This is a genomic window from Halosimplex aquaticum, assembly GCF_028747785.1.
GTDB lineage: Archaea > Halobacteriota > Halobacteria > Halobacteriales > Haloarculaceae > Halosimplex > Halosimplex aquaticum.
Genome location: NZ_CP118158.1, coordinates 4266392 through 4277988, shown reverse-complemented (window position 1 = coordinate 4277988; position 11597 = coordinate 4266392). Strand labels below are relative to the sequence as shown.

15 protein-coding genes are annotated in these 11597 nt (G+C 68.0%); 5 read left to right on the top strand and 10 right to left on the bottom strand.

The genetic code is table 11. From position 1 onward, the window contains the following. Window positions 1–48 precede the first annotated feature (48 nt). The gene (locus PSC72_RS21070) at window positions 49–1116 is read left to right on the top strand and encodes a M48 family metalloprotease (RefSeq protein ID WP_274323392.1); all 1068 of its coding nucleotides are present in this window, start codon (window positions 49–51) and stop codon (window positions 1114–1116) included. Between the two features lie 42 nt (window positions 1117–1158). Here the strand turns inward: PSC72_RS21070 and trpB are convergent, their stop codons facing one another. Further along, window positions 1159–2322: a tryptophan synthase subunit beta gene (trpB, locus tag PSC72_RS21065; protein ID WP_274323391.1), complete on the bottom strand. Its 1164-nt coding sequence runs from the start codon at window positions 2320–2322 to the stop codon at window positions 1159–1161. 136 nt (window positions 2323–2458) lie between these two features. On the opposite strand from trpB, the gene PSC72_RS21060 reads away from it, so the two are divergent. Then, window positions 2459–2938, top strand: a complete 480-nt coding sequence (locus PSC72_RS21060; protein ID WP_274323390.1) for a DUF5518 domain-containing protein — start codon at window positions 2459–2461, stop codon at window positions 2936–2938. A gap of 120 nt (window positions 2939–3058) precedes the next feature. Further along, the gene (locus PSC72_RS21055; protein WP_274323389.1) at window positions 3059–3589 is read left to right on the top strand and encodes a type II toxin-antitoxin system RatA family toxin; all 531 of its coding nucleotides are present in this window, start codon (window positions 3059–3061) and stop codon (window positions 3587–3589) included. A 66-nt stretch (window positions 3590–3655) separates the two neighbouring features. Here PSC72_RS21055 and PSC72_RS21050 read toward each other — a convergent pair whose 3' ends face one another. Together PSC72_RS21050 and PSC72_RS21045 are read right to left on the bottom strand one after the other, a co-directional pair. Then, window positions 3656–4330 carry a plastocyanin/azurin family copper-binding protein gene (locus PSC72_RS21050; RefSeq protein WP_274323388.1) on the bottom strand — a complete coding sequence of 225 codons (675 nt, stop codon included), beginning with the start codon at window positions 4328–4330 and terminating at the stop codon, window positions 3656–3658. Window positions 4331–4438: 108 nt separating this feature from the next. Then, window positions 4439–5227 carry a halocyanin domain-containing protein gene (locus PSC72_RS21045; protein ID WP_274323387.1) on the bottom strand — a complete coding sequence of 263 codons (789 nt, stop codon included), beginning with the start codon at window positions 5225–5227 and terminating at the stop codon, window positions 4439–4441. 200 nt (window positions 5228–5427) lie between these two features. Here PSC72_RS21045 and PSC72_RS21040 point away from each other — a divergent pair, with 200 nt between their 5' ends. Then, window positions 5428–6171, top strand: a complete 744-nt coding sequence (locus PSC72_RS21040; protein ID WP_274323386.1) for an NAD(+)/NADH kinase — start codon at window positions 5428–5430, stop codon at window positions 6169–6171. A gap of 71 nt (window positions 6172–6242) precedes the next feature. Further along, window positions 6243–6692: a DUF7313 family protein gene (locus PSC72_RS21035; protein WP_274323385.1), complete on the top strand. Its 450-nt coding sequence runs from the start codon at window positions 6243–6245 to the stop codon at window positions 6690–6692. Window positions 6693–7260: 568 nt separating this feature from the next. Here PSC72_RS21035 and PSC72_RS21030 read toward each other — a convergent pair. From PSC72_RS21030 to PSC72_RS21000, 7 genes are all read right to left on the bottom strand, one after another. Continuing rightward, window positions 7261–7536 (bottom strand): DUF7314 family protein, encoded by a 276-nt coding sequence (locus PSC72_RS21030; protein ID WP_274323384.1) that lies wholly within the window; start codon window positions 7534–7536, stop codon window positions 7261–7263. A gap of 4 nt (window positions 7537–7540) precedes the next feature. Further along, window positions 7541–7789 carry a DUF7315 family membrane protein gene (locus PSC72_RS21025; RefSeq protein WP_274326206.1) on the bottom strand — a complete coding sequence of 83 codons (249 nt, stop codon included), beginning with the start codon at window positions 7787–7789 and terminating at the stop codon, window positions 7541–7543. A gap of 168 nt (window positions 7790–7957) precedes the next feature. Further along, a complete protein-coding gene (locus tag PSC72_RS21020) occupies window positions 7958–8719 on the bottom strand; it encodes a cytochrome b family protein (protein WP_274323383.1) in 762 nt (253 codons plus the stop codon). A gap of 4 nt (window positions 8720–8723) precedes the next feature. Continuing rightward, on the bottom strand, window positions 8724–9527 hold the full coding sequence (locus PSC72_RS21015) for a cytochrome b (RefSeq protein ID WP_274323382.1): 804 nt from the start codon (window positions 9525–9527) through the stop codon (window positions 8724–8726). Between the two features lie 3 nt (window positions 9528–9530). Continuing rightward, window positions 9531–10412 (bottom strand): ubiquinol-cytochrome c reductase iron-sulfur subunit, encoded by an 882-nt coding sequence (locus PSC72_RS21010; RefSeq protein ID WP_274323381.1) that lies wholly within the window; start codon window positions 10410–10412, stop codon window positions 9531–9533. Window positions 10413–10414: 2 nt separating this feature from the next. Then, window positions 10415–10804 carry a DUF7318 family protein gene (locus PSC72_RS21005; protein ID WP_274323380.1) on the bottom strand — a complete coding sequence of 130 codons (390 nt, stop codon included), beginning with the start codon at window positions 10802–10804 and terminating at the stop codon, window positions 10415–10417. Continuing rightward, window positions 10804–11481, bottom strand: coding sequence for a plastocyanin/azurin family copper-binding protein (locus PSC72_RS21000; protein ID WP_274323379.1), 678 nt, complete (start codon window positions 11479–11481; stop codon window positions 10804–10806). The genes PSC72_RS21005 and PSC72_RS21000 overlap by 1 nt, the downstream gene beginning before the upstream one ends. Window positions 11482–11597: the final 116 nt, after the last annotated feature.

Genomic DNA, 11597 nt, shown 5'->3' with positions numbered 1-11597 from the left:
TTCCGACGATCGGACAGTTTTTGGCCTACCCCCGAGAACGCAACGGACGTGCCACTCAGCAGCGACCGCGGGCTGGCGGTCAGGATGGCGGCGACGCTCGCCGCCGTCGTCACCGCAAACGCCCTGTTCGTCGGCGTGCTCGTCTACCTGACGGCGCCCCGGCTGGGCGCGCTCGTCCGCCAGGCGGGCGACGGGGTCGGGCTCCCCCCGGCGATCACGGCGCTGTGGTGGCTCCCGCTGGCGGGCGTCCTCGTCGCCGCCTGCGTCTGGGCGCAGCTTCGATACGTCCGCAGCGAGACCCTCGGCGCCGTCGACGCCGAGCCCGTGACCGCGGACTCGCACCCGGACCTGGACCGCCGCGTGACCCGCCTGGCAGCCCAGGCGAGCGTCCCCACCCCGGATTGCTACGTCGTCGACAGCGAGACGCCGAACAGCTTCGCGCTCGACGGCGTCGGCCGACCGACGCTCGTGGTCAGCAGCGGCCTGCTCGCGACGCTCGACGGCGACCGCCTCGACGGCGTCCTCGCGCACGAACTCGCGCACCTCCAGCACCGCGACGCGACCGTGATGACCCTCGCCTCGTTCCTCCCGGCGCTGACCAGCGACCGCTACTCCCTGCTCGACTCGCTGGGGCCGTGGGCTCGCAGTCGCTTCGTCTGGGCGTTCGCGCTCTGCGCGGTCTACCTCGTCGGCGCCGTCGCGACGCGATCGAACCCCTTCAGACCGGGGTACGCCGTCGGGTTCGCCGTCGGCCTCGCGGCGGTCGTCGTCGGCGGCGGCGTCGTCCTCGGCATCCTGGCCACCGCGGCCGTCGCCGCCGCCCGCAGACTCTCACACTACCGGGAGTTCGCCGCTGACGACGCCGGCGCCGCGCTCACCGGTGACCCAGCCGCCCTCGCCGACGCGCTCGCGAAGCTCGACGAGGAGACCGCGAGCGCGCCGACCGTGGACAAGCGTCTCGCGTACGACGAAGTCCGCGGCCTCTGTCTCCTCCCGCATGGCTTCGAGACGGACAGCGGTGGCGACGGAGGGGACGAATTCCACGTCGAGACGCGCTCGCACCCGCCGACCGACGAGCGCATCGCTCGCCTCCGCGAGTTGGTCGAGAAGCAGTGAGTCGTCCGGTCACTGGCCGCAGACCGGGGCCGGCGCTCGCGATCAGGACAGGTCGAACCGCTCGGCGGCCGTCTCCATGTCCTTGTCGCCGCGACCGCTGAGGTTGACGAGGATCGTCTCGTGGTCGGTCTCCTCGGCGACGCGTTTGGCCATCGCGAGCCCGTGGGCCGTCTCCAGCGCCGGGATGATCCCTTCTTCCTCGCTCAGCGCGCGGAACGCCTCCAGCGCCTCGTCGTCGGTGATCGCGCGGTACTCCGCCCGGCCGACCTCCCGGAACATCGCGTGCTCGGGGCCGACGCCGGGGTAGTCCAGCCCGGCCGACACCGAGTGGACCTCGGTGTCGTCGTCGATGACGCGCGTCTTCATGCCGTGGATCACGCCCTCGCGACCGTCGTCCAGCGGCGCGGCGTGGCGCGTCGAGTCGCTCCCCTCGCCGCCGCCCTCGCCGCCGTAGAACGCCACGTCGTCGTCGCGGAAGGCGTGGAACAGCCCGATGGCGTTCGACCCGCCGCCCACGCAGGCGACGGCGGCGTCGGGCAACTCGCCCGTCCGCTCGCGGAACTGCTCGCGCGCCTCGCGGCCGATGACCGACTGGAACTCCCGGACCATCCGCGGGAACGGGTCGGGCCCGACGACCGACCCGACGAGGTAGTGCGTGTCGTCGACGTTCTCGACGAAGTCCTCCAGCGCCGCGTCGACGGCGTCGGCGAGCCCCTCGTCGCCGCGGGTCACCTCGTTGACCTCCGCACCCATCAGGCGCATCCGGAAGACGTTCATCCGCTGGCGCTCGACGTCTTTCTTCCCCATGTAGATCTCCGTATCGAGGTCGAACAGGGCGCCCACCATCGCCGTCGCGGTGCCGTGCTGGCCGGCGCCGGTCTCGGCGATCAGTCGCGACTTGCCCGCCTTCTCCGCGAGCAGCGCCTGCCCGACGGCGTTGTTGATCTTGTGGGCGCCGCCGTGGAGGAGGTCCTCCCGTTTGAGGTAGATCTCCGCGCCGTAGCGCTCGGAGAGGTTCTCGGCGTGGTAGATTGGCGTCGGTCGGCCCGCGTACGATTCCAGGATCGCACGGAACTCCTCGCGGAACTCGTCGGTCCGGGCGACCGTCTCGAAGGCGTCGGCCAGCTGGGCCAGCGGTTCCTGCATCGGTTCCGGCACGTGGCGGCCGCCGAACGACCCGAACTCGTGGTCTCCGTCCTCACTCATGGAGTATCCTGTCCACTGTCGGAACCATAGGTCTGTCGGGACCCCTCGTCCGAACTAGCGTAAATACCGACATTAAGGGCCAAAAACGCCGTATTTGGCACATACGCTTATCGTGTGAGAGAACCTATACGATATCATGGACACGAAATCCGCGGATTCGTTCGTCGCACGGCGCGACGGTGACTTCTGGGTGAACGCGCTCGTCGGCGCCGTCGTGATGGTGGTACTGTCGTGGATCCCGTTCGCGACGGTCCTCGGAGGGGCCGTCTCCGGATACCTGCAGCGGGGGACCCGAACACAGGGAGCGAAGGTCGGCGCCGTCTCCGGGCTCATCGCCGCGGTCCCGATCTTCGGCGTGCTCGTGCTCGTCTTCAGCATCTTCAGTTTCGGCGCCGTCGCCGGCGGCGAGGCGCTCGGCGTGGTGATCTTCATGGGGATCACGGTGTTCGCGCTCGCCGTCGTCGCCGCGTTCGTCGCGGGGACCGGCGCGGTCGGCGGCTACCTCGGCATCGCCCTCCGCGAGCGCTCGAACGACGATGACGACTTCGGCGACCACGGCCCGCGCACCGTCGACTCGGCCGGAGAGGCCGACGTCGAGGTCGACGCGGCGCACTGAGCGGCGGCTTCCTCTCGGCCCGATTCTTCGTTCGGTTCGCTCACGAGAGGGGACCGAACCGCCGACGGATACGTGTGTCTCCCGCCGAGACTATTTGTACGAGCGGCCCGCAGGAAGCGTGTGGACGAAGTCGAGGTCAGTACGGTAGTGTACGTCCCGCCCGACGAGATGTACGACTTCATCGTCGACTTCCCGCGGTACGCCAATTACTCCGAGTACCTTGAGGAAGTGCGACGCGACGGCGACGGCTCGCCCGGGACGCGCTACTCCCTGCACTTCAGCTGGTGGAAACTCGACTACACCGCCGAGACGGAGGTCGTCTCGACCGAGCGGCCGAGCAGGCTCGACTGGCGCGTCGTCAAGAACGTCGCCGCCGACGGTCACTGGCGCGTCGAAGCGGTCCCCGAGGAGGCGCCACCGGACGCCGAGACCGCTTCGCGCGTGACCCTGCGTATCGAGTACGACCCCGGGTCGGTCAACGACGGCAGCATCGATCTGCCGCGGTTCATCTCGCTGTCCCGCGTCGTCGAGAAAGTGAAGCCGCTCATCCGGAAGGAAGCGACGCGCGTGGTCGAGCGGATCGTCGCCGACATCGAAGGGGAGCCTCGCGAGGTCGAGTTGACGGTCCACACCGGACCGGACGCGATCTGACCGCGCCGGACGCCACGCGGCGACGCCGTGTGGAAGAAAGCTATGCCCGCGACGGCGCGCGACGCCTCAAGCGCCGTCGAACTCGCCGTAGTCGCCGCCGTACTTGATGAAGAAGTACGCCAGCCCGAGCGTCGCCGCCATCCCGAACCCGGTGGCGATGCCGAGCGACTTCGCCGCGTCGGGCACCTCCGGTCGGCTGCTTCCGCCGCCGCCCGTTTCGACTTCGACGGTCGAGACGTCCCCGCCGACGGCGATGGCGCCTTTCATGCCCTGGCCCTCGTGGGGTGCGCAGTTATAGGTGTACATCCCGCCGGTCTCGAGGGTCACCGAGTAGGTCTGCCCCTTGGAGATAGTCGCGAACTGCCCGCCCTCGGTGCCGCTCAGGCCGCCGCCCTCGGGCTGTTCGTTCGGCTTCACGTTGTGGCCCGCCTCGATGAACTCGAATTTCACCGTGGTGCCCGGGTCGATCCAGATCTTGGTCGGCGCGAACGCGAAGCCGCTCGATCCGGCGCCGACCTCGACGGTCGCCTCGGACTGTCCGCGGAGGTCCTCGTACGCGCCGCCGTTCGCGTCGCTGACGTACGAAGGCCACTCGGGACGGACGTTGCCGCCGCCTCCGCCCCCGCTGTCGGTCCCTTCCTTGGCGGCGGCAGCGGTGCCCGCGCCCGCCGCGACTGCTGTGGCGCCTGCACCGGCGCGCAGGAACGCCCGACGTGACACGTCCGCACTCTGCTCGCTCATACCCCACGGTTCGGACCCGCCCGTAGTGAATCCACCGGAACGAGCCCGACCTGACGGCGGAATCGACCGGTCGCCGGTATCGCCCGCGAACGACCGTCCAGCGGCGGTTTACTCCTCGTCGAATTCGCCGTAGTCGCCGCCGAACTTGATGAAGAAGTACGCCAGCCCGAGCGTCGCCGCCATGGCGACGGACGTCGCGACGCCCAGCGTGCGCGCCGCGTCCGGGACTGTCGGACGCGAAGGGCCGCCACCGCCGCCGGTGTCGACTGTCGGGTAGTCGGTCCCGACGACGACCGCCCCCTTCATCCCCAGCTGGAGGTGCGGTTCGCAGACGTACCGGTAGATCCCGTCCTCTTCGAACGTGTACTCGAACGGACCCACGCCCTCGCAGCCCGGCTCCCCGGAGTCGAACACCTCCTCCTGTTCGACGACGTTGTGCGGGCAGCCGCGCCCGGTCCAGGTCCAGGTGAGCGTCGCCCCGTTCTCGATGTGGACCGCCGGCGGCCCGAACCCGAAGTAGCCGTCGTTGGCCTCGACGCCGACCGATACCTGCGGGGACTCCTCGCCGCGCAGGTCGACCACGTTGCCGTCGAAGTTGCTCACGTCGTCAAACCAGCCGCTGAAGTCCGGTTCGCCGCCACCGCCACCGGCTGTTCCGCCTCCGCCAGCCGTTCCTCCCCCACCAGCCGTTCCCTCTCCGCCCGCCGCTGTGCCTCCGCCACCGGCGGCCGTTCCGGTACCGCCACCTGCCGCTCCCCCGCCCCCGTCGGTCGCAGTCCCGCCACCGCCGCCGGTCGCCGTCTCTTGCTGCGCCGTCGCGGTGCCCGCGGCCGCTCCGGCGGTCCCGGCGCCCGCGAGTCCGCGGACGAAACCTCGCCGTGTGGTCTCTCGGGTCACACGAACGGTTGGCCGCCTATCCGCCTGAGTCCGCGGCTTGCAACAACAACCGCTGCACGGCGTCCTCGGCGTCCGGGTCGAACCGACACCGGAAGGACGCCAGGCGGTCTCGCCCAGATCGCCGCCATACCAGGGGAGGAACTCGGGTGACGCGGACGCGGTGCGGTGCCTTTTTGCCGAGTCATCGCCACACTCCGGTGATGACGAATGGACCGGTCGTCGGCGTCGTCGGCACCGATACCGACGGGGTCGTCGCCGCCGTCGAGGCGGCCGGCGGCACGCCGGTCGTCGGCGCTGCCCGGAGCGTCGTCGACGACAGCGAGGCGCTGATCGCCGTCGGCGAGCCCGCGTTGCTCGCGGTCGCGCGCGCGGCGCCGTCGGTCTCCGTGTTGCCCGTTGCGGCCGGTCGCGGCGTCAGGTCCGTTCCGCTCGACGCCGTCGGCGAAGCCGTCGACGCGTACCTCTCGGACGACTTCGAACGCAGTTCCCACCCCATCGTCGACGTCCGCGTCGGCGACGGGACGCGTGCACGAGCGCTGCTCGACGTGATGCTCGTCAGCGCCGAGCCCGCACAGATCTCGGAGTACGCGGTCGACAGCGGCGACCTCCGGGTCGCGCGGTTCCGGGCCGACGGCGTCGTCCTCGCGACGCCGGCGGGGTCGAGCGGCTACGCCAGCGCGGCCGGGGGGCCGGTCCTCTCCCCGGACGCCGACGCCGCCGCGGTCGTCCCCGTCGCGCCCTTCGAGACGGACACCGACCACTGGGTCGTCCCGACGGACGACCTGTCCGTCTCGGTCGAGCGCGACGAGACCGCCGTCCACCTCCTCGCCGACGACCGCGTCGTCGGGACCGTCGACCCGGACGAGTCCGTCAGCGCGACGCCGGGAGCGTCGCTGTCCGTCGCTGTCGTCGACGAGAGCCGGTCGCCGTATGCCTCCGCGTAGTCCGCCTCGACCCCGCCGAGCGCCGCGCTGGATTGGAAAAACTCTAATGGGACACGGACTGATCTCCCGCTATGGTTGCATACGAGCTGTTCGGGCCGATCGACGCCGCCCTCGGGGGCCACATCACCGAGGAGATCCTCGTCATCGAGGCGGTGCTACTCGGCCTCGTGGTGTTGAACATCGTAGCGCGAGCGCTCGCGCACAGACGCCACCTCTCGCAGGCCGAGGACGGTGACGCCGACGACCTCTCGCGCCACCCCTTCCACGTTCTCACCAACGTCGCGCTCGTCCTCGGGTCGTTCTACTACCTGACCGTCCACCACCACGCCGGGATGGTCACCGCCACCATCGCTATCTTCATCCTGCTGACCGACCTCTTCGAGTTCGAGTCCCGCAAGGTCGAAGTCCGCCGGGAGATCGACGTCGAGCGACCCAAAGCCGCGATCGGCGCGTCGCTCGTCGCACTGCTGTACGTTGGCTACGTCACGTTCTTCTACGGCCCGCTCGGCCAGTTCCTGTAAGACCATCTTTTTCGCCGGGGGGTTTCCTCGGTCGCTTCGCTCCCTGCGGGCACCCCCGGGCCAAAAACATGGGTGAAAAAGGCCGGAACCTCGCTTCGCTCGGTTCCGGTGAATCGCGCTCGCTACGCTCGCGCGAATGCTCAGTACAGCCCGTACAGTGACCAATCGCGGTGGCGCGCGCTGTCGCGGGGTTCATCCCGCGACAGTAGCCGTGCGAGGGACGAGCATCGCAGCGAAGCGAGAAGCACAGTCGGTTGGGGAGGCGTGAGGTGCGGTGCTGTGCGGGTGCCGTCCTGCTGTCCTGGCGGACTGAAAGGGCGAGGCGTGCTCGCGTTCATATAGTCGCCTGCGTGGGCACTATCCGAGCGCAGCGAGGATATCCCACGCAGCGACCGCAAGCGCGCCGAGGGCTTTCATCACTTGCTGTCCCCTGCGGTCACTGTCGATCTACTTCTATTCACCACTCATTCGCCAGAAACAACCACTCAACAAGCACTCCGCACCGAACACACAGTCAACGATCCAACCGCTCACGAACTTCGAGCCGCCGGAAGAAGTCCGTCCGCCGTCAGTCCGCGCGTTCAGCGTACGCTTCGCGAGCCTGTTCGACGGCGGGGATGACGACCCAGAACGTCAGCGCGCCCATGACGGCGAACCACGCCATCACGTCCATCAGTGCGATGCCGATCTGGTCGTAGACCGTCGGACTGGAGAGCTCGACCGGCGCGATGAGCTGGACGCCGTCACCCTCGAAGCTCGGGGTGCGATACCAGCCGGCCAGGGTCAGCCACGCCATCCCAGCGCCGGACAGTATCGCCAGCCCTTTCGCGAATTCGTCAGCCATTGTTTTACGGTTCGTCGGTGTCGTCTTTAGCGTTTCCCATTCCTTCGGCCCGGAAACGCGTCGAGAAGGCGTAGGTGACCGCCCCGAAGGCGATCAGCGCAACGCCGATCAGCGCCACGATCGGGTCGATCTCGGATAGCTCCGCGGTCGCCCTGTCTGTCGCCACGTCGAGCACGAGAAAGCCGCCGACCACGGCCACGACGGCGATCAGCGTCGAGAAGACCGTCACTCGCTTGTAGACCGCCGTCGGCACGACGACGTCACGCTCGTCGCCCTCGGCGCCGTCCTCGCCGGCGTCGGTACTCTCGGGTCGGGTTGCAGGAGTCGGTGAACCTGAATCGACCGCGGAATCGGAGTCCGCCCCGCGGGCGTCGACGGCCTCGTCGGCCGAGTCGCCGGCCCGGGACGGATCGCCCGCCATCTATTTCGGCGGGCGGAGTCGGTAGTACCGCCGGTTGAGGTTGAACATGTACCCTTCGCGCATCGTCCGCAGCAGCGCGTAACTCATGAACGCGGCCAGCACCGGGAGGATGAACGTCAGGTCGAAGAGGAGGTGCGAGTCCATCGAGATGAGGTTCTTGACCGACAGCGCGGCGATGGTGAACGCGAAGACGACGCCGCTCACGCCGACCGCGCCCCAGAAGGGCTGTTCGACCGGACGGCGCGCGCTCCCCTTGTTGAGGAAGGGGACGATCGCGACGAATCCGACGACGACCAGGTTCGCGAGGACGCCGTACGTTCGGTCGGCCATCAGCTTCTGGCCGCCCAGCAGGCTGATCTCGGGGTTGAGCGGACCGAGTTTCAGCAGGCCGAACGACCAGTAGAGGTACCAGTCGGGCAGGATGACCGCCGGCGTCGACGACGAGTCTGCCGGCGGGCCGATGTGCGGCGGGAGCGCCGCCGCGAGGAAGATGATCATGCCGACGAAGAAACTCGTCAACGCGAGGTTTCGGATCATCTCGTGGGGCCAGGTCGGGAACGCCAGCACGTCGCGCTCGACGTAACTGGACTGCTGGCGCAGGTCCTGGTCCTCGCGGCGCGAGCGCTCGAAGTACTCGTAAGTCAGCCGGGCGAGCCCCTGCTTGCGCGCCTTGCGCTCGCTCCAGGTCGGGGTCTCGTCGTCCGGCGGGACGATTCCCGTGCCGTCGGTGCGAACTTCCTCGCTGTTGTCGTTGTCGCTCATTGTATCAGTGTGGTTCCGCGATGCCCTGCATCCAGACGATACCGATGTGGACGGCGATGAGCCCCGTCGTGACGAACGGGAGCACGAAGACGTGCAGGATGTACATCCGCTGGACCGTCGACTGCGAGAGGGTGAACCCGCCGAACAGCAACTGGGCCACCCACTCGCCTATCAGCGGGATGGAGAGGCTCATCTCGACGCCGATCTGGCCGGCCCAGAAGGCCAGCTGGTCCCACGGGAGCAGGTAGCCCGTGTACCCGAAGACCATCGTCAGCGAGATGAGCACGATGCCGATGATCCAGTTGAGTTCCCGGGGCTCCTTGTACGCGCCCGTGAAGTACACGCGCAGCATGTGCAGGAACACGGCCGCGACCATCACCTGGGCCGACCAGCGGTGGAGACTCCGGAGGAAGAACCCGAAGTTCAGGTCGGTCATGATGAAGGTGATGGAGTTGTACGCGAGGTCCGGCGTCCCGTTCGAGGCGCCGGCGCCCGGCGCGTAGTAAAAGCCCAGCAGGGCGCCCGAGATGGCTGCCACGACGTACGCGATGGTCGAGAACGACCCGAGCGCGTACAGCGGATACCAGTACCAGAACTTGTTGTCCAGGTTGTACTGCTCCGTGTGGCTCTTGGGCATCTGGAAGTTGACCTTGTAGTACATGTTCTCCAAGATCTCCAGATAGTCGACGATGCGCAGGCGCCTGTCGAGCCACAGCAACACGGTGAGGTAGATCTCCTCGATGGCCGTCAGGTCGCGGCTCTCCATCCAGGTCTCGTGATCGTGTTCCTCCTTGCGTTCTAAACTCATCTGTTATTCCTCCGGGCGCGGGCGCGCGACGAACTGTTTCTGGACCGGACTGAACGGGTCGTACACCGACTGGTGGCACTGACAGTACACGTCGTTCGCGGCCCCGAAGTTCGCGCTCCCCGCGAGCTGCTTGTACCCCGGCACGCAGCAGAAGTGGGTACACTTGTTGATCCAGGCCATGAAGTCCTGGTCGGTCGCCGCGTCGATGAAGCTCTGGACGTTGCCCGGCAGGTCGCTGAACTCGCCCTCGCCGTTGGCCATCTGCGAGACCTTCGGCGAACGGAGCACCTGCACGGGGAGGGTCTTCGATCCCTCGGCTTGCGACCGCCAGGTCGCGCTCGCGGGCTTGCCGAGGCCGTCCTGCCCGATGCCGTTGCCCCACTCCTTGTAGTCGTCGAACATGTCGACGGTGAGGATGGTGTCGCCCTCGACGTCCTGCTGCCACTCGTAGGCGGGCGGCGGACTCGCCGCCGCGCGGATGAAGTTGTCCGCGTCGGCGCCGGGCTGGATGCCGTGGTAGCCCTCGAGCCCGCAGTACTGGAACCACTGCGAGGAGTAGGTCACTCCGCCCAGGTCCATCTCCGCGACCGTCCGTTCGATACCTTGAACGGTCTCGGTGCTCGCTTCCGGGAAGATCCCCCGGAGTTCGCCCGAGTCGTTCACTTCGACCGGAACGATCGGCATCCCGCGCGGCGCCGGACCGTCCGTGTTCTCGATGGCCATGTACTGGGTCGGACCGCCACCGCCGCCCGACGCCGATGTCACCGTGTTCATCGCGGCCGCGCCGCCCGTGCCGACGCTCGCCAGCGCCGCGCTACCGACGACACCCTTGACGAACCGGCGGCGACCGGTTTCTCCGGGGTACTTGTCTTCGTCCAGTGGCATTGTTATCGTTTGTAGTACGGATAGACAGCTCGTTTCACGCTCTCGATGGGGTCCCCCTCGGCGAAGGACGTCCCCTCGACGTCCTCTTCGCGGACGTAGAGGTCTTCCCACTTGCGGCGACGCTTCTTGACGATCATCACGTCCGGCAGGAACTCCTTGCGGTACAGCATGAGGATGAACGCCAGGTCGACGAAGATGATCGCGAGGATACCGCCCAGATACATGTTCCCGAGCGGGCTGTACCCCCAACCGTTGACCAGGCCGAACGTGAACAGGCCGACGAAGACGACCTCGACGATCGTCAGCAGGACGATCCCGACGGCCGCGGCCGTGCTCTCGCGGGCCGGCTCGTAGCGGTGGATGTCACCGTAGGTGCTTCCCGACGAGGACATCAGTTGTTCCTTCCCTTCGCGTTGGGCGATTCACCGTACTTCAGCAGGAAGAACGTGAACAGCAGCGAGACGACCATCATCACGATGGTCGACACCCCGACGTAGTGCGGGTGGAAGGGCACGCCCATGTGTTCGGGGTTCAGCGGCGTCTGTCCGCCGCCGCCGACCTGCTCGGTCTCCACCTCGTCACCGACGGCGATGGCGCCCTTCATCCCCTGGCCCTCGTGCGGGCCGCAGAAGTAGGTGTACATCCCCGCGGTGTCCAGCGTCGCCGAGTACGTCTCTCCCTCCGGGACCGTCGCGAACGTGCCGCCTTCGGTCCCTTCGAGGCTACCGCCCTCGGGTTGGCTGTTCGGTTTGACGTTGTGGCTCGGCGTGACGAACTCCCACTGTATCGTCGTTCCGGGGTCGACCCAGATCTTCGTCGGCAGGAACGCGAAGCCGGACGATCCCACGCCGACCTCGATCGACACCTCCGACTGGCCGCGAAGGTCTTTGTACTCACCGCCCTTCGCGTCGCTGACGTAGGACGGCCACTTGGGCCGCACGTTGCCGCCTCCGCCTCCGCCGCCGCCCCCGCCGTGTTCCTGGGCGGCGGCCGTGCCGGCCCCGACGGCCGCGGCGGACGCGCCACCTGCCGCACCGCCGGCGGTCCGCAGAAAGTCCCGTCTATTCATACACGTCGATGCTCGGTACCGAATTTGTATAAACCCACCGAATACGCGCGCAGGCGCACGATTAGCCGCTCGTTTCGACGCTGAGCCCCGCAGATATTCGGGTCGCGTTCGCTCCG